Source organism: Novipirellula artificiosorum (assembly GCF_007860135.1).
Lineage (GTDB): Bacteria > Planctomycetota > Planctomycetia > Pirellulales > Pirellulaceae > Novipirellula_A > Novipirellula_A artificiosorum.
In genome coordinates, this window is the sequence record NZ_SJPV01000006.1 from 51,706 (window position 1) to 71,129 (window position 19,424).

The 19,424-nt window shown below is 54.8% G+C and carries 11 protein-coding genes; 8 read left to right on the forward strand and 3 right to left on the reverse strand.

Annotated elements, in window-relative coordinates:
- Positions 1-64 precede the first annotated feature (64 nt).
- Both Poly41_RS17145 and dgt read right to left on the reverse strand, forming a co-directional pair.
- A complete protein-coding gene (locus tag Poly41_RS17145; RefSeq protein WP_146527962.1) occupies positions 65-1,537 on the reverse strand; it encodes a DUF6666 family protein in 1,473 nt (490 codons plus the stop codon).
- Positions 1,538-1,850: 313 nt separating this feature from the next.
- Entirely contained in the window at positions 1,851-2,993 is a 1,143-nt protein-coding gene (dgt, locus tag Poly41_RS17150) for a dGTP triphosphohydrolase (RefSeq protein ID WP_146527963.1), read from the reverse strand.
- 301 nt (positions 2,994-3,294) lie between these two features.
- Here dgt and uvrA point away from each other — a divergent pair, with 301 nt between their 5' ends.
- From uvrA to Poly41_RS17175, 5 genes are all read left to right on the forward strand, one after another.
- Complete coding sequence (gene uvrA, locus Poly41_RS17155) at positions 3,295-5,856, forward strand: excinuclease ABC subunit UvrA (protein ID WP_390621445.1); 2,562 nt, start codon at positions 3,295-3,297, stop codon at positions 5,854-5,856.
- Positions 5,853-7,937: a tetratricopeptide repeat protein gene (locus Poly41_RS17160; protein WP_146527964.1), complete on the forward strand. Its 2,085-nt coding sequence runs from the start codon at positions 5,853-5,855 to the stop codon at positions 7,935-7,937. Before uvrA ends, Poly41_RS17160 begins: the two co-directional genes overlap by 4 nt.
- Positions 7,938-8,068: 131 nt before the next feature.
- Positions 8,069-11,170 (forward strand): DUF1553 domain-containing protein, encoded by a 3,102-nt coding sequence (locus tag Poly41_RS17165; protein WP_231615726.1) that lies wholly within the window; start codon positions 8,069-8,071, stop codon positions 11,168-11,170.
- A gap of 20 nt (positions 11,171-11,190) precedes the next feature.
- On the forward strand, positions 11,191-12,615 hold the full coding sequence (locus Poly41_RS17170) for a DUF1501 domain-containing protein (RefSeq protein ID WP_146527965.1): 1,425 nt from the start codon (positions 11,191-11,193) through the stop codon (positions 12,613-12,615).
- Between the two features lie 89 nt (positions 12,616-12,704).
- Positions 12,705-13,958, forward strand: a complete 1,254-nt coding sequence (locus Poly41_RS17175) for a tagaturonate epimerase family protein (RefSeq protein ID WP_146527966.1) — start codon at positions 12,705-12,707, stop codon at positions 13,956-13,958.
- Positions 13,959-13,972: 14 nt separating this feature from the next.
- On the opposite strand, the gene Poly41_RS17180 is transcribed toward Poly41_RS17175, so the two are convergent.
- Positions 13,973-15,550: a sulfatase family protein gene (locus Poly41_RS17180; protein ID WP_146527967.1), complete on the reverse strand. Its 1,578-nt coding sequence runs from the start codon at positions 15,548-15,550 to the stop codon at positions 13,973-13,975.
- 145 nt (positions 15,551-15,695) lie between these two features.
- Between Poly41_RS17180 and Poly41_RS17185 the strand changes: the two genes are divergently transcribed.
- The 3 genes from Poly41_RS17185 (at position 15,696) to Poly41_RS17195 (ending at position 19,299) form a co-directional block, all read left to right on the forward strand.
- Positions 15,696-16,040, forward strand: a complete 345-nt coding sequence (locus Poly41_RS17185; RefSeq protein ID WP_146527968.1) for a hypothetical protein — start codon at positions 15,696-15,698, stop codon at positions 16,038-16,040.
- On the forward strand, positions 16,037-16,888 hold the full coding sequence (locus tag Poly41_RS17190; protein WP_146527969.1) for a glycoside hydrolase family 3 C-terminal domain-containing protein: 852 nt from the start codon (positions 16,037-16,039) through the stop codon (positions 16,886-16,888). Before Poly41_RS17185 ends, Poly41_RS17190 begins: the two co-directional genes overlap by 4 nt.
- A 737-nt stretch (positions 16,889-17,625) precedes the next feature.
- A complete protein-coding gene (locus Poly41_RS17195) occupies positions 17,626-19,299 on the forward strand; it encodes a sigma-70 family RNA polymerase sigma factor (RefSeq protein WP_146528241.1) in 1,674 nt (557 codons plus the stop codon).
- Positions 19,300-19,424: the final 125 nt, after the last annotated feature.

Sequence of the window (19,424 nt, forward strand, 5' to 3'; positions counted from 1 at the left end):
GCGTGCGTAAGCCGCAGGGAGGGGGCGACCATCGAACCAGAGACGACTCGGTCGGGATCTGACTCTACTTGCGATCCACCATGAAGCTGCCATTGTCGGCAACGTCAAACAAAGGACGGCAATAGCGACCACATCCCATGGGACCACCGGGGCGGTAGATCAACCCCAACGAGATGTTCCACGATTCTTCTTGATTGCCACCACTGTTGGACCCTTCGTTGGGAATCAAGAAAGAGGCACCCGTCGCCAGCGACAGGTTTTGACGAAGCGGCAAGCTCAAATTGGCGCCCAACAAACCGTCGTCTTGATCGGTCCAGCCTGCGAAGGCGTCCCATGATCCTGCATTGTGAAGCAGCCGGCGATAGAACAAGCGATATTGATCGGTGGGCTCAAAGGTGATGGTCGACGAAACATTGGATCCGGCCGCATTGCGAACGACCGTATCGGAGGTGTCGTCACCGAGGCCCGCCATGAACTGCATCCCCCACACGTGACATTGATTGCTGACCCAACTCAATTCGCCACGAAGCTGAGTCAAGTCGCTTTGGAAATACCAATCATCGTTTAGATAATCAAAGACCAACCCGTACTGCAAACCGTAGTCGACACGTCGGAACAATCCGGCGGTGAGGAAGACTTGATTCCGTTGCTCGCTCGTAAATTCGGCACCTGACAAATTGCTCTGCGTAGCGCGAGCCCCCAACTGCAATGCGAGATCCCAACCGAACAATCGCTTCAAGGACCGACCTTCGTTGAATCCTTCATAAAAACCAAAGCTGCCTGAACCGACTCGGTCGTTGCCATTCGTTCCGTCGGTGTTCGCAAAGCTAAGCGGCCCCTTGAATCCTTGCACACCCGCGAAGAAATCAAACCGGCACCATTGAATTCGAAGCAACGGCAAAAAGATTGGAAAAGTCTGTACGTTACACACGGAATCGCAAGCGCCATCACAATAGTCGCCACAAGCGCCGCATGCCATCTCCGCACCGCACCCTGGCTCGAAGTACTCCGTGCCACAAACGGCCTCGCCGCCCCAGGTCGCCTCATAGCCACAACTGGGTTCAAAACCGCACATCGGCTCCACACCACAACCGGGTTCGATGTACTGTGTCTCAATGCCACAGACCGGTTCGGCTCCACACGTGGCGCCGCTACAATCACAAACAGGACCTTGACAATCGCAGCCGCCGTAAAACCCGGCCTGACGGACGTCGCTCGGCTGCCCCGTTCGCTGGATAAGCGGTTCGGATGGCATTTCAGTGATTACGTTTCCCGTTGCCGCTTGCGACACGAGCGAGCGACGCTTGGCAACGGGATTGGCCGATGTTTTGGGCTGCCAAGTCACACGCGAAGCGTCCGCCTTGCCGGAGGGGGTTCCCATTCGCAGTCGGTTTTCAACGCCTTGGGCGTCGGCGATTTCGAAACCGAGAAACATACCAACGATTGCGGTAGCACAAGCAAACCGCAGCGATGCGTTCGCCACGGCAATGAGCTTTGCTAGCCCCGTTTGTTTTGCAAGCATTGAGGAGTTGTACATTGGCGATGCCATACCGTTGCCCCTGGGAGGTCATTCGAAAGTGGACCGGAAAACCGCGGCGCAGTAGCCCTCCGGCCACAGACGCGTGGATATCCACTCTTAGTCATCGGACCGCTACGACCCGGACAATGAGAAAAACTTGCCTAATCCCTATTTTTTCACAGCTGCGATCTGAAATGGTTGAGCCGAACGGGGAGAGCCTTTTCAACTCCATTGCTCTGTCGACTTCCGCTACAGCCCCAACTCGAAAATTGAATCTGAACAGAGCACCGGCGTTGACGTTTGCGAAAACGTGGACCGCGTCGCTTCGGCGTTACCAATCGGCCAGCGGACCGCGGGGCGTGGTGGTGGCATAGTGGTGCTGTTGATCACAGAACGCATCGGTCATGCCCGCCAAGTACTCGCCCACGACTTTCGCCGCTGGGTGGCTCTGTTGCCGTTGTCGAAACCGTAGCGGCAGACGGTTGGGATCGCGCAATAAGAGATCAAACAATTCGCTCAGCCGATTGGCGGCCGAATCGCGAACGGGGATCAAGCGGGCGTGCCGGTAAACGGCGTTGAACAAAAAGGATTCGAGTTCCTTGCGTTCTCGTTGCAGCGTTTCGCCATGATGAAACCGTATCCCGAGATGCTGAACGTCTTCATGGTTACGTCCTTCGAGCGAACGGACCAGCTCGACGGCATGACTTAGTAGCTCACTGACCTGCAAGTCAATCAATTCGTGAACAAGCGATTGACGCAATTCACGAATGGGAAGCATTCCATGTTGCTCTCGCACGTTTCCGAGAGCTCTTCGGACAATCGCCAATTCGGACAGCTCGTCGACCGATAACAGCCCCATTTGAAGCGCATCGTCGACGTCATGAGCATCGTAGGCGATGGAGTCCGCCGCATCGACCAATTGGACCTCCAATAGCGGTGACCTTCCCACTTCGGCTTCGGCCTTGTGAGCACGGACATCCTGGCCAGCCAACGTTTCACGCGATAAGTTGAGTCCTGAAAACTCACTGTAGCGTTGTTCGAGTTCGTTCACGATGACCAAGGCGAACTCATTGTGTGAAAAACCGCCCACATCGGCCATGCGTTCACTCAGCACATCCTCGCCACAGTGGCCAAACGGTGGATGCCCGATGTCGTGCATCAGCGCGAGCGCCTCCGTCAGATCTTCGTTCAATCGCAACACGCGAGCCATCGTGCGAGCCACCGAAGCGACTTCGAAAGAATGCGTCAAACGGGTACGATGGTAAATCCCCATCTCGCCAGTAAAGACCTGCATTTTTCCGCTTAACCGTCGAAACGCGCTGCTGTGCAAGATTCGGTCACGGTCACGTGCAAATGGCCCCCGGTAGGGGTGTGGCATTTCGTGATGCAAACGACCCTCCGTGTCGCTGCTATGCATCGCATAACTCGCCAACAACAGGTGTTCGCATTGATCATACAAACGCAGCCCGTTCATCGTCACCTCACCCCGACGCCAGATCGAGCAAGCGGGGCGACGCGTGGAGCCGTTTCCATCGTGATCGCTCTCGAAAACACCGGATTCCTGTATAAATCAATCTCATTCTCTCTTGAAGGAGTAGTTTAGCGAGAAACCAGCAAAGGTCGATCCCGTTGATTCGGCAAGGCAGGACGACTCGTGAAAGGTTGTCGTGACCGATAGACTGCAATGCGCAGGTGTGTGCTCGGGTGAAAACCGGCCGCGTCATCGCAGCAGCCTAGCGGCTGAACTCCAACACGTTCTTATTAAGGATTGATTCTTGCCGACCGCATCGCCTAACCGCAAACGTGTTCGCAAAGCGAGCCAAAAGACTCGCGTGGAGAACTGTATCCGGATACGCGGTGCGCGCGAGCATAACTTGCAGAACATCGGCGTCGATATCCCTCGCGACCGGTTGACGGTCGTCACGGGGGTCTCGGGCAGCGGGAAGAGTTCGTTGGCATTCGACACGCTGTTTGCGGAGGGCCAGCGGCAATATATCGACAGTCTGTCTGCCTATGCGAGACAGTTCCTCGATCAAATTCCGCGGCCTGATGTGGATTCCATCGAAGGTCTTGCACCGACACTCGCGATCGATCAGAAGCCGGGTTCGACACATGGCCGAAGTACGGTGGCGACGATCAGCGAAATCTATGACTACCTGCGACTGCTGTACGCTCGCGTGGGAACGCCCCATTGTTCGAATTGCCATTCCGCCATTGCGAAACAGTCCCCTGAAACGATTGTCGATTCCCTGCAGTCGCTGCCCGAGGGAACCAAGTTGGTCTTGATGGCTCCGATGGTACGTGGACGACGCGGGGTGCATCGCGAGGTATTCGACACGATTCGCCAATCCGGTTTGCTGCGAGTTCGTACGGATGGCGAAACCTATTTGCTAGACGACGTTCCCCAGCTCGCGCCTCGAAAGAACCACACCATCGAAGCGGTTATCGATCGCTTGGTGATACGACGCGAGTCGGATTCAAGGCTTCGCGAAAGTGTCTTGTTGGCTCTGCGGCTTGGCAAGGGACTGGCCTCGTCGCTGATCCAAAGCGATTCCGGCGAATGGAAGGAATCGATCTACTCCACTGCGATGGCATGTGTTGAATGTGGTGCCAGCTTCGAAGAAATTGAACCACGAACCTTTAGCTTCAATAGTCCCTATGGCGCGTGCCGTACCTGCGATGGACTGGGCCACGTGGACCTCTCCAATCAAAAAGGGGTTTGTCCTGATTGTTCGGGTGCACGGCTGCGGAAAGAGGCGTTGAGTGTCACCATTGCCGGTGTCGCGATTAGTGAATTGACCTCCATGCCGCTCGATGCGGCATTCGCTTGGATATCGCGGATCGGACATTGCTTGTCGACGGTTCAATCGGCGGTTGCACAACCGATCGCGAGCGAAGTTGCCAAACGGTTGTCGTTCTTGCAACGAGTCGGAGTCGAGTACTTGACGCTAGATCGGTCGGCCGATTCGCTCAGCGGCGGAGAATTGCAGCGGGTCCGATTGGCAACCAGCATCGGTAGCGGATTGGTAGGTGTTTGCTATGTTCTTGATGAACCCTCGATTGGGTTGCATCCGGCTGATCACGATCGTTTGATTCAGTGCATCAAGGAGCTACAACAACAAGGCAACACGGTGATCGTTGTCGAGCATGACGAAGCGACGATGCGTGCGGCGGATTACCTCATCGACATGGGGGAAGGCGCCGGCAGCAGCGGGGGACGGATCATTAGCGAGGGAACGCCCAAGCAAGTCGAGAAGGATCCCAACAGTTTAACGGGACAGTATTTGTCGGCAACCAAACGCATCGCTATCCCTGCAAAACGCCGCAAGCCAAAAAAGACACAATGGTTGACGCTGAGTGGCGTGCAGACACACAATTTAAAGAATGTCACGGCACGTATCCCGCTCGGTCTGCTTGTCGGCATTAGCGGCGTTTCAGGCAGCGGCAAGAGTTCACTCATTAACGACACGCTCGCACCTGCGGTGGCGACTCATCTGGGGTTGCAGTCGGATGCCCCCGGACCCTTTGCAACGATCAGCGGAGCGGACTTGGTGGACAAACTGATCCTGATCAACCAGTCACCGATCGGTCGCAGTCCACGAAGCTGTCCGGCAACCTATTGCGGGGTGCTCGATGAAATTCGTAAGGTCTTCGCAGCGACTCGCGACGCCAAGACTCGAGGTTTCAACGCCAGCCGGTTCAGTTTCAATGTTGCGGCGGGACGTTGTGAATTATGCAAAGGGCTCGGCATGGAACGGATCGAAATGAACTTCTTGAGTGATTTGTTTGTCACTTGCACGCGTTGCAATGGGAAACGATTCAATCGACAAACCTTGCAGGTTCGTTTCAAGGGAGCCTCCGTGGCCGATGTGCTAGCAATGAGTGTCGATGAAGCGGCTGCGTTCTTTGAAAACGTCCCCCGCATTGAAAGGCAGCTTCGCTCCCTGCAAGCGGTCGGGCTTGGCTATCTTCATCTGGGGCAGTCGAGTACGACGCTAAGTGGAGGCGAGGCTCAGCGGATCAAGCTGGGAACCGAATTGGCGCGTGCTTCGACCGGACGAACACTCTATCTGCTCGACGAACCAACGACCGGTCTGCATTTCCAAGACATCGAGCGTTTGGTGTCGGTTCTGCAGCAGTTGGTCGAATCCGGCAACACGGTTCTGGTCATCGAACATCAATTCGACTTGTTGGCGGCTTGCGATTGGATCATCGATCTGGGACCCACCGGGGGGACGGAAGGCGGAGAGATCCTTTGCGAGGGAACCCCCGAACGAATCGCTACCGACCCAACGACGTCAACAGGCAAGTATCTAAGTCAAGTGTTGAACCGATGAATGTCTCTGCGCCAAACCAACGAAGACATCCGATCAGCGTTCCTAAGAAGGTGCTCTTTGCCGCGGTCGTTACGATCGCGTTTTTTATCGTGCTCGAGGGTGCATTGGCATTGCTGGGTGTGCGGCCAACTTCGGAAACGAAAGACCCGTTCGTTGGCTTTTCAAACAAAATGTCGCTGTTTGAATCCTTCACGGACGAGCGTGGCCAAACACAAATGCAGACCCGTCAGAACAAGTTGATTTGGTTCAATGATCAACGGTTCTTGAAGACCAAGCCGGCCAAGACACGCCGTCTGTTTTGCGTCGGCGGATCGACCACCTATGGACGCCCCTACGACGACGCAACCTCTTTTTCCGGCTGGCTGCGAGAGCTACTTCCGGTTGCCGACCCCTCGACCCAATGGGAAGTCATTAACGCGGGTGGCATCAGCTACGCGAGCTATCGGGTGGCAGCCGTAATGGAGGAATTGGCTCAATATGAACCCGATTTGTTTGTCGTCTATTGTGGTCACAATGAGTTTCTTGAACGTCGCACCTACCAAGAAATGTTCGAGCATTCGGGATTCCTGATCGATGCCGCCTCGGTGCTAAGCAAGACACGGACGTGGACGCTGTTTGACCGGGCAATCCATGGTAATCGTGAAGTACCGGCCACGGTTTTACCGGGCGAGGTTGACGAAAGGCTCAACCATACCATTGGCCCGTCCGACTACCACCGCGACGACCGTTGGCAGCAGGACATACTGCATCATTTTCGATTCAACCTTCGTCGAATGGTTTCGATCGCTCGACGCGTTGGCGCTGAGGTCGTTTTCGTCGTCCCAGCCTCAAACGAAAAAGACTGTTCGCCATTCAAGAGCGAAATGTCGAGTGACGTGACTCTCGCGGACCGCAAACTCCTCGACGACCTCTATCAAAGCGCGTTGTCGAAAGCGGCCGATGGCAGCCTCTCCGAGGCCATTGTGATGCTCGAGCAGGCGCAGCAAGTCGATCAACGGGTCGCATTGGTCGATTACCAATTGGGGCGATTGGAATTTGAACAAGGTGAGGTCTCGAAGGCTCGTGCTTCCTTTCAGCAAGCGATCAACGAAGACATCTGTCCGCTGCGAGCAACCGAATCGATTGTCGAAGCGGTCCGGTCCTTTTCGCAAAACAATGACATGGTGTGCGTTGATTTTGACCAACGGCTACGAAGCTGGTGCAATACAGAACATGGGCATTCGCTTTTGGGCCAAGAGTACTTTTTGGATCACGTTCATCCCACGATCCAGGCACATCGTCACCTTGCGCTGTGGTTGATCGAAACCATGCAAAACAGCGAAATCATATCCGGCAAGTCAATGAGTCAGCAACAAATCGATGCCGTCAGCGAGCGGGTGGAAAGCCAAATCGATCTGACGAAGCAAGGTGTTGCCATGCGGAACCTCGCAAAGGTTCTACACTGGGCGGGCAAGTTTGACGAAGCTGAACCGCGAGCCCAGGATGCTATCGAACTGCTCGGAGGGGATGCGGAGAGCCAGCTGATCCTGGCCGATTGTTACCGTAACACATATCGTATCGAAGAATCCGTTGAAGAGTACAAGCGATTGCTCGATGCGAATCCGCTCTACGCTCGAGGCTGTCTGCAATACGGTGACCTGCTGCTCGAATTGCAGCAGTACGAAATGGCTCATGACTTTCTCGCTGTGGCGGCAATAGGATTTCCGATCGGCAGCCGACATCACTTCCGTGCTCAGCATTCGCTTGGGACCTCGTATTTGAAGCTTAGCGATTTTGACCATGCGATGCCAATCTTGGAATCTTGTTTGCGTGAACGTCCGAATGACCCCAACGTGCTCTTCGACGCTGCGCAGTGCAAGGCGGGCTTAGGGGACTCCGCATCGGCCATGACGCTCTACCGACGAGTCTTAGACCTTGAACCCAATGACATCGAAACCCAAATTAATCTGGGGTACCTTCTGCTCGAAAACAAACAGCCCAGGGAGGCGATTCCCTATTTTGAAGCGGCGATCAAAGCCTCCCCTCAAAATCCCAGGGCTGCCGCAGGGCTTAGCGTTTGCCGACAGCTGATCGATCGTTAGTTCCAGAACAGCCCCTTGACGCATGCCGCGGTGGCTTCTTGGACGCGGTCCGATTAGAATGGCGATCTCGCTTCAGCTTGAATTGGTGTCACTCGCCACGAACTGATCGCATTGAGTTTTTGGGGAAAGCATTGTTCAGCACCACTCGCCGGTTTCAATCCATTGTGCTTGGTTTCGCAGTGACGATTGCGGGACTTTGCTTGGCTCATGTTCCAATGGCAACCGTCTTGTGTGGCGAGAACGCGGTTCGTTTCAATACCGATGTTCGGCCGATCCTGTCAGAGAACTGCTACTACTGTCACGGGCCTGATGAGCAATCGCGCCAAGCAGGGTTGCGACTCGATACCGAACAAGACGCCAAGGAATACGCGGTGGTGTCTGGCGACGCCGATGCCAGTGAATTGTACCTGCGGATGACGTCGGAGGATCTCGATGTGGTCATGCCGCCGCCTGACTCCGAGCGTTCGCTCAGCCAAGCCCAGATCGAAACGATTCGCCGCTGGATTGACCAAGGGGCACCCTATCAAGGGCATTGGGCATTTGAAGCACCGAAACGTGGCGAAGTCCCGGCATGGATCGACGGGTATCCGCCTCACAACGTGATCGACCGATTTGTACAAACGCGTCTCGCAGAACAAGGACGAACCCAATCACTCGAGGCCGATCGCGAGACACTCATTCGGCGGGTCACGTTTGATTTGTTGGGCCTTCCCCCCACACTTCAACAGATCGATGATTTCCTCGGAGACACGTCGGACGATGCCTACGAGCAATTGCTAGACCGATTGTTGGCTCAAAAAGAGTTTGCGGAAAGGATGACGGCGGATTGGCTCGATGTGGCTCGCTACAGCGATACCTATGGCTATCAAGTCGATCGGGATCGATACGTCTGGCCTTGGCGAGATTGGGTGATCGAGGCCTTTCATCGAAACATGCCCTACGATCGCTTCTTGACGCTACAACTCGCCGGTGACTTGCTGCCGAATGCTTCCCCAGACCAAATCCTTGCCACGACGTTCAACCGGTTGCATCCTCAAAAGGTCGAGGGCGGCAGTGTGCCAGAAGAGTTTCGCATCGAATACATTGCCGATCGCACACAAACGGTTGCCACGGCGATCATGGGGCTGACGATGGAGTGTTGTCGTTGTCATAACCATAAATACGACCCGCTGAGCCAAAAAGAATATTTCGAGTTTTCTGCTTTCTTTGACAACATTGACGAAGCGGGATTGTATTCCTACTTCACCGATTCGGTTCCGACCCCCGCCTTGCCGCTGCCCACCGAGCAGCAGCAGCAACAACTCGTCGCTGCGCTTAAGGAACTCGATGAAGCCAAGGCTGCCTATTGGGAAGCGATGGATGAGCAGACGTCGGCGGCTAAGTCTTGGGCCGACCAGCCAGGGGCCGGCCTTGATGACGGGGCGTTGGCGACACCTGTTTTGAATCTGACCTTTGAAGAAAACGTCGAACCGCCGAACCAAACGGTTTCCGCTGCAAGAGGAATGGGGGTGAGGTTAACCGGTGACGATCCGATCAACACCACCGTTGGAAACTTCCACCGCTACGATCCGTTCTCGGTATCGTGTTGGATCAAGACCCCCGATGTGAAGCCGCGTGCGGTGATTTTCCATCGATCACGAGCTTGGACCGATGCCGCGAGCCGAGGTTACGAGCTATTGCTGGACGAGGGCCGTTTGAGTTGGTCCTTGATTCATTTTTGGCCGGGCAATGCCATCAGCATCCGTACGGTAGACCCGATCCCCACGGGTAAGTGGATGCACGTTGTTGTTACCAATGAGGGTTCAAGTCGCGCAAGCGGGCTGAGGATCTACGTTGAGGGTGTCGAGGCGAGAACAGAAATCGTTCGCGACGCATTGACGAAGCAGATCACTGGGGGAGGTGAAGCGGGCGATCACATCACCATCGGTGAACGTTTTCGCGATCGTGGCTTTAAAAACGGAGAAGTTGACGAGTTTTCCGTCTATGACTGTCAACTCAGCCGCCTTGAGATCCGCATGCTTGCGAGTGTAACGCAAACGAAATCGGTTGATCCGCTTGCGGACGAACTTGTCGAACACTACCTGGCACGCTTGGACGAAACCGTCCGTCAGGCCCGACTTCGAATGCATGAGTCACGCAAGTCCCTTTGTGCGATCGAGGATTCGCTGCAAGAGATCATGGTGATGCGAGAGCTGCCGGAGCCGCGGCCAAGCTACTTGCTTGCTCGCGGTTCGTATGATCAGCCTGTCGAACAAGTTTATCCCGGTACGCCGCAAGTGTTGCCGCCGTTTCCCAGCGATGCCCCTCGCAACCGACTGGGACTGGCTCAATGGTTGACCGATCCAAACCACCCGCTCACCAGTCGCGTCGCCGTGAATCGGTTTTGGCAAATCTGCTTCGGCGTGGGACTGGTTCGGACTCCCGAGGACTTTGGCAGCCAGGGGATACCACCGACGCATGCCGAACTGCTTGACTGGTTAGCCGTCGATTTCATGGAGAGCGGCTGGGATGTGAAGGCATCGATGAAGCAGATCATGATGTCAGCCACTTATCGCCAATCGTCGCAGCCTTCCGATGCGACCGGGGATCGCCTGGATCCTGAGAATCGGCTGCTGGCCCGTTTCCCGGCTTATCGATTGCCCGCAGAAATGCTGCGAGACAATGTGTTAGCAATCAGCGGACGCTTGGTGGCGACGGTAGGGGGACCACCGGTAAAACCCTACGAGATCGAGGAATCGTTCAAGCCATCGAAACACGACAGCGGCGATTCGCTCTACCGGCGAAGTCTCTACACGTATTGGAAACGCACCGCACCCGCGCCATCCATGGTGGTTTTGGACGCTGCAAAACGGGATGTCTGCCAAGTCAGACGCGAACGCACCTCGTCGCCGCTGCAAGCATTCGTCCTCTGGAATAGCCCGCAATTCGTCGAGGCATCGCGAGTGATGGCGCAGCGGCTGATCTCGCAACATGGAAAGGAAGTCGACCAGATACTTGTCGACGCGTTTCGGTTGACCACCAGTCGGCGACCCAGCCCCATTCAGTTGCAGACGCTGCAGAAGTTGTATCGCACCCAGCGAGATGATTTCGTTCGATACCCCAAACGGGTTGAAGCGTTCTTGGCAATCGGTGAAGCGGACAACGAACCAGGAATCGATCCGCCAGCGTTGGCAGCAACGGCGGTGGTAATCGGCACGTTAATGAACTTTGACCTGAGTGTGATGAAACGCTAAACAGGAGCAATCATTTAAAGATGGCAGGTCTTTTACAAAACAGCGACCGACGACGTTGGTTGCAGAACATGGGAATGGGCTTCGGCGCGTTGGCTGCAAGCCAACTGTTGCACGCGGAAGGGGCACCCCGTAACGGTGGCGTTCTTTCGTCGCTGCACCATGCGGCGAAAGCAAAGCGAGTGATCTTTTTGTTCCAAGCAGGAGCCCCCTCCCAATTGGATCTCTTCGATTACAAGCCTCTCTTAAACGAACGGCACGGGACCGAGCTTCCCGACTCGGTCCGTCAGGGCCAACGATTGACCGGGATGAGTGGAAACCAATCAAGCCTGCCGCTGGTCGGCTCTCCGTACAAGTTCGCTCAGCATGGTGAGAGTGGTGCGTGGTTGAGCGAATTGATGCCCCATACCGCTTCGATCGCCGACGAATTGTGTATTGTCAATTCGATGTACACCGAGGCGATCAACCACGGACCGGGGGTGACGTTTATGCAAACCGGCAGCATGTTTCCCGGCCGCCCCAGCATGGGAGCATGGTTGGATTACGGCCTCGGAACCGAGAACGAAGATTTGCCTGCCTTTGTGGTGATGGTTTCAAAGAACAAGAGTGGCCAGCCGTTGGTGTCACGTTTGTGGGGCAGCGGTTTTTTGCCCAGCCAACATCAAGCGGTTTCGTTTCGCAGTGGGAAAGACCCGGTTCTGTACCTCAGCAACCCAGCCGGAATCGACGCGGACAGTCGACGGGCCGCATTGGATGCACTTAACTCACTCCATCAATCACAATTGCAGATTGGCGCCGATCCCTACGTGGAAACTCGTATCGCGCAGTACGAACTGGCATTCCGAATGCAGAATTCCATTCCCGAGGCAACCCATTTTTCGGACGAACCCGATTCGATCCTCGACGAATACGGCAAGGACGCTCGTGATCCGGGAACCTTTGCGGCAAATTGTTTATTAGCCCGCCGCTTGGTCGAACGTGGTGTCCGTTTCGTCCAACTTTACCATCAAGGCTGGGATCACCATGGCGGACTCACAAAGGGGCTTCCCACGCAATGCCGCGATACGGATCAGGCTTCCGCCGCATTGGTCAACGATTTGAAACGCCGCGGTCTGCTCGATGATACGTTGGTGGTTTGGGGAGGCGAATTTGGACGGACCAATTACTGCCAGGGCAAATTGACGGCAAACGATTTCGGCCGTGATCATCATCCCCGTTGCTTTACCCTTTGGATGGCGGGCGGAGGGATTCGCGGTGGAACGTCGCATGGTGAAACGGATGAATTTGGCTACAACGTGGTCGATCGCGGCGTACACATCCACGATCTGCACGCCACCCTGTTGCATCTACTCGGGATCGATCACGAGCGATTGACGTTCAAGTACCAAGGGCGACAGTTTCGACTGACCGATGTCCATGGAAAGGTGGTGAAGGAGATCTTGGCGTAGGATTGCCAACAAAGGGGTCTGTGTCACCGCAGCGGCCAGCTCTAGACTTGGGCCCATGTTCCAACTCGTTCACCCATGAAGGAATCCCCATGCTCCCCATCGAGAAATTCACGTTCGGCGTAGGCGATCGTTTTGCCCATCAAGCCGGCGCGCAATTGCGCGCCTTCGAGCAACTCGCCAACGATGGTGTCGAGGTCACACCCGTTTGGAATAAGTCGAATCGCGAACACACCTTCGTGGGTTCCCAGCCACAAAGCGTTTATGACGCAGCCAAAACGGCGGTCGAGGAAAGGGGATGGAAGAAACCCTGGCACATCGACGCGGACCACATTCAATTGGCAACGGTCGATCCCTTTTTGCCGTGCAGCGATTTTTTTACCATCGACGTTGCCGATTCGATTGGGAAAGCGGCTTCGGCGGACGACGTCAATGCGTTCGTGGAGGCTCATGGCGAACTGATCGGGACGCTCACGCTCGACGGCTTGTCATCGCCGCTACAAGTGTCCAAACAGGATGTCAAGCGAGTGGCCCAACAGTATTTATTGGCGGTAAAAGAAGCCGCTGAGATTTATCGTTACATTGCTGCTGCAAAGGGGGCGGACCATGTGATCGCGGAAATCTCAATGGACGAAACCGACAATCCACAAACGCCGCCCGAGTTGCTCGTGATCTTGGCCGCGATCGCGGACGAAAAGATCCCGGTGCAAACCATCGCACCGAAGTTCACGGGGCGATTCAATAAAGGGGTCGACTACGTCGGTGACTTAGAACAGTTTGAACGAGAATTCAGCGATGATTTGGCGGTGATCTCGCATGCGGTGAAAACCTACGGCTTGCCCGAAACCCTAAAACTGAGCGTTCACAGTGGCAGCGATAAATTCAGTCTCTATCCGATCATTCGCCAGTGCTTGAAGCGAACCGGTGCGGGCTTGCATCTCAAAACGGCCGGCACCACTTGGTTGGAGGAAATTATCGGCTTGGCAGAAGCGGGGGGCGATGGACTTGCGTTGGCCAAAGAGATCTACTCTTATGCTCTCGAGCATGTTGACGAGTTTTGTGCTCCCTACGCCAGCGTGATCGACATTGACAAAAACAAGCTTCCCGACGCCGACACGGTTAACGCTTGGTCCGGACCTCGACTGGCCAGTGCGATTCGGCATCTCCAGGACAACGAGCACTTCAATCCGCATATGCGACAACTGCTTCACGTCTCCTTCAAAGTTGCGGCGAAGCAAGGATCGCGTTACACGGATTTGTTAAAGGCGAATGAAACAATCGTAGCTGGTGAGGTGACCAAGAATATCTACGATCGACATTTACGGCCGCTGTTCGTCGGCAGCTAAGCCGACGTTATGTCCTATTTCGCTTCCCGATTGATCGGTTCATCAACAATCACGGCAGCCGGGAAGTCGGCAGCCTGTTTGCCGCCCCGATCGTCCCATCGCTTGTTTTGCGAATTGCCCTGGGGTTGGTTCATGGGGATATCCATCCCTCCCGCGTCACCAAGCATCGCGTACAACCGGTCTTCCATCTCTTTCGCGATGGACTGGAAGTCGGGATCGGCGATCAAGTTCTTCGTTTCTCCGGGATCGGCCGTCAGGTCATACAACTCATCAACATCCCAAAGGCCGTAGTAGGTGATGTATTTGAACCGGTCTCCGCGGAGGGCGAATTGGGTTGGTGATTGTGGGAAGTTCTTTTCCCAATAGTAGACATAGAGAAAATAGTCTCGCCATTTCATGTCGGGACGGTTTGGCAGTTCCAAGAAGCTCTTGCCATCCATGTACTCCGGTGTTTGCAGTCCGGCTGCGTGCATGATCGTCGGCCCGACATCGATATTGCCAATCACGGATTCCACAACCTTTCCGCCGTCGTAGAGCTCGGGGCACTGCATCATCATCGGGACCCGAATCGATGCTTCATAAGAAACTCGTTTATCGATCAAACCATGTTCGCCCCACATGAAGCCATTGTCTCCCATGTAAATCACCAAGGTCGAATCGTAGAGCCCCATCTCTTTGAGCTGGTTAAGCACTCGGCCAACACTCTCATCCACGGCAAGCAGTGACTCGCAATAACGCCGATACAGATAGTCGAGCCCATTGTTGCTGTGATACGAAAAATCAATTCCGTGCCAACTGTTTTTTTGATCGCGAACCCAACGCGGTGCGTTGTTCTCGGCCGTGATCTCCTCGCCACGAGGCAAGAAGCTCAAGTCGACGTTAGCATACCGGTCAAGATGCCGATCGGCTGGCGTAAAGTTCGCATGAACAGCTTTATGGGAAAGGTAAAGGCAGAATGGCTTGTCCGAATCTTTCTGTTCGTCGAGCCAATCGATCGCGTAGTCGGTCAATTCATCGGTGATGTAACCTTTCTGCTTCACTCGCTGGCCATTAACGTTTAATGTGTACTGGGGCCCCGGTGGCCAATAGTTGCCTTGGCCACGAAAGCTAATCCAATGATCGAATCCGGGTCGCGGATCGTCGTGCTCGCCCCCCATGTGCCATTTGCCGATGAATGCCGTGGCATAGCCCGCCTGTTGCTTTAAATATTGAGGGAAGAAAATCGTGCCATCCGGAACGGCACGATTGTTGTCGATCACCCGGTGCTTGTGCGTATACAGGCCCGTCAGGATGGATGCACGGCTTGGCGAACACAGCGAAGTCGTCACAAAGGCGTTCTTCAAATGGACGCCGTTGTTTGCCAATGAATCGAGGTTCGGTGTTTCAAGAAAGGGATGCCCCGTGAATCCCATGGCATCAAAACGATGATCGTCCGTGAGGATGAATACCACATTGCGAGGTTTAAGGTTCTCGCGCTTTCCCAACTTCGGTAATTCGGGAATCTTCGTATCTTCAGCCGACGCACCCTGCCACGTCCCTGCGACGACAATACCTAGAAGACAACAGGCGGGAATGAGCAAACGAAAACGCATTGGGAGGACTCCGAGGGGAAGGTAAAATAGCGGACGAGGAGGGGCGCACACCCTTTTCGTCTCACTATAATAGCCGAAGTCGTCCGCCAAGGGTGGGGGCGATCGATTGGCCACACTTTCATCGGACGAGTCCAAGAAAAAGACCATGAAGAGAATTCTATTCGTTTTCCTATCGTTTCTATCTGTCGCCAATCTTTTTTCTCAGGACTATCCCTTTCAAGACACTTCGCTCACGGACGATGCACGTCTCGAAAACCTTGTTTCGCTACTGACGCTTGAGGAAAAAATTGACTGCTTGTCGACGCAACCGTTTGTTCCCCGGCTGGGCATCAACCACCCCGTCCGCATCATCATCGAAGGTCTCCATGGGGTCGCGCTGAGCGGGCCGGCGAACTGGGCCCGCACCGGAAAGGGGGCCTCCCCGACCACAACGTTCCCTCAAGCGATCGGTTTGGCGCAAAGGATGCCGTCGGTGAGGGGGTTCAAGTGATTCATGCAGCCAACAACAAGGGCGACGCAGCGGTCAACGCGGCACGGAACGCAGAGGTCGCGATCGTTTGTGTTGGCAATCACCCGCTAAGTCACGGTTTGGGCTGGGGAAAGAACGTGGTGGCAAGCGATGGCCGCGAAGAGGTCGACCGAGAGGCGATTTCACTCGAGCAAGAGGACCTTGTGAAACTTGTCAAAGCAGCCAACCCAAACACCGTATTGGTCGTCATCTCAAGCTTCCCGTATGCCATTGCGTGGTCGAAACAGCATGTCCCTGCGATTGTGCATCTGACGCAATCCAGCCAAGAACTTGGCAACGGCTTGGCAGATGTACTGTTTGGCAAAACCAGTCCCGCAGGTCGGTTGGTCCAAACTTGGTCGTCGTCGATCGATCATCTGCTTCCCCTCTTGGACTACAATATTCGCAACGGTCGAACGTACATGTACGACCAGCACGATCCGCTGTTTCCGTTCGGACATGGCCTGGCTTACACCACCTTCGACTACTCGAACGTAAGTAGCCCCTCAACGCTTCGGGAAAGGGAGTCGGTCACGATTGGCTTTGATCTGACGAACACAGGGAATGTGGACAGTGACGAAGTGGTCCAGTTGTACGTTCGCTTCCCGCAATCCAAGGTCGAGCGACCGCGGATCGCTTTGAAGAGCTTCCAGCGTGTGTTTGTTCCCCAGGGCGAAACCATCGCAGTTTCGCTACTGCTTCGCGCCGAAGATCTGGCCTATTGGGATGTTGAGAGCAAGAGTTTCACGCTCGAACCAGGACCCATCGACTTTTTTGTTGGGTCGTCGTCTGCGGATGCAAGAATCAGCGGCCGAATCATCGCGGAGTAACTTGGGCCATTCTTGCCCGCTCCAAGGACGCACCGGTCAGGGCGAGAATCGATGTCCGGTTGAACGGCTCGGTCACCCGACGCCACGGAATCGATCGATGCGATGAAATGCGTCCGGCGCGAGCCTGTCGCATTTTGCGACAGGGGTTCCAAAAAGGACTCCGAGTTGCAAACTTTCGGAAAATTTTACAATCGAACTGGACTATTGGCGGACGGGGGGGCTGAGCGGCTATTATAGACAGGTTGGGGGTAAGTCGTGGTCGGTCAACACGTTACTGCTTCTTGCTGCATGATTCTTCTCCGATTTGTTCGTTTTGGCACTCTATTTCCTCTGTGATTGAACTGGTCAGTTAGACGACTGCCAAGTTGCGTTAGCTGGATCGTTCTTTTCAACTCGGAACGATCCAAGTTCCCCAAATCATGTAAGAATACGTGAAACAGGCGAAAATTCGTGAACTCTTGGCAGTTTTTTCTGGTCAAATGAAGGGACGAGGTTATCGTTCCACGCGTATTAAGTTAGTTGGCTGACGGCAAGGAGTCGTCAGCGGTCTCCACGAGGTTCGAATTGTCGTGACTTGGGTCATGATGATTCGCTGACGCTTGAGGGAGGCACGTAGTTTTCGTCCTAGGGAGAGGGCGATACCCGGGCAATACCGGTATCCAGTCGAGCGACCCGCCGGGGCCGCAGGGATAACATCGACAGGGGATATCACAGCACTGGGAGTAGGGACCATGGCGATGCACGAAGAATATCGCGACGCAAAGGTAAAGGAACTTCGAGATCAGTTGACCCGATTTGCCCCCAAGGCGAAGAAGGTCGAGCAAGCGGGATTGGCGGAAAAGCTCTATGCCGAAATCGAGCCCGACCGCCCGTATTCGTTTGACTACCTTTGCTTTCGCATCACCAACTACCGGCCCGAAAAGCCGGGCCGACACAATATCGAAGCGGTCGATCTCAAGCACGACCTGCGGTTGTTGATCGAAGACCTGAGCGATTCAGCCGAGGTCTCGATCACCGAGATTACCGAACCGGTCCACACCGTTGAAGATTTGAGCAAAATGTTCCGCGTGTCGACCAAGACAATCAGCCGATGGCGTGATTCGGGACTGGTCAGCCGCAAGTTGCTTTTCGGTGGCCGTAAACGGGTCGGTTTCCTGCACAGCAGCGTTGAGTCCTTTGTCGCCGCCAACCGCGAAAAAATTCGCCGTGGTGAACGGTTCAGTCAACTGACCGATGACGAAAAAAGCGAGATGATCGAACGCGCTCGCCAGTTGGTTGAGGGTGGGGCCAGCTTTTCAGACGTGACGCGTCAATTGGCCGAACAAATGGATCGCAGCCCAGAAACCGTACGATACACGTTGAAGAACTTCGATGCCGATCATCAGCAATTGGCAATCTTCCCCAATCATCGTGCCACCCTTACCGAGGATGACAAGCGAGCAATCTTTAAGCTCTCGGTTCACGGTGCAACGACGGCCCAACTGTGCAAACGTTTCAAGCGAACGCGCTCAAGTATCCAGCGGATTTTGCTGGAGATGCGAATGCATCATGTGATGGAATTGCCACTCGACTACATCTACAACGAAGACTTTGATGATGCCAGTCGAGAACAAGAGTATTTGGCGCCGGTGCCGGAAACAGGCGCTGCACCCCGCAAGGCTCGGGTACCCAGCGGATTGCCCAGCTACTTAGCAGCATTGTATGACGTTCCGCTACTCAGCCGGGACCAAGAGTATCACTTGTTCCGCAAAATGAACTACTTGAAGCACCGAACCAGTGTGCTTCGTGAGAGCCTCGAAACGGCGGGCAGTGCAAAGTCGGCCGTGATGGATCAAATCGATTCGTTGTACGAAGAAGCGGTTCGGGTCAAGAACAAGATCGTGCAGTGCAATTTGCGATTGGTGGTTTCGATCGCCAAGCGACATGTGGCGAGCACCGACGACTTCTTTTCCTTGGTCAGTGACGGCAACATGTCGCTCATTCGGGCCGTGGAAAAGTTTGATTACTCGCGAGGCAACAAGTTCAGCACTTACGCTTCCTGGGCCATCATGAAGAACTTTGCCCGCACCATCCCGAGCGAATTCAAGCACCGCGATCGATTCCGCACCACGACCGAAGAACTGTTCTTGGCTCGCCAGGACGATCGGCTTGATCCCTACGCCGAGGAAACGGTCCAGCGGTCACGTCAGCGTGAACTCTCGAAGATTTTGGATCGCTTAGACGAACGCGAACAAAAAATCATCACGGCACGTTTCGGACTCGGACGCGGAAATGAACCGCTGACGCTGAAAGAGGTCGGCGAAGAAATGGGCGTCACCAAAGAGCGAATTCGTCAACTCGAAGCGCGGGCCTTGTCCAAGCTCCGTGAAGCGGCCAACGAAGCCAAAATTGACGTTGAATTGGGCTCGTAGCAGACCGTCAGCATTGAATTCTAAGGTAGTGGATTTCGCTAGAAATCCGTCACTCAAATGTTGTTAGGGACTTCTGGCGAAGTCCACTACGTCCCAACTCGCAGTTTTAACCTTGACGGTCCACT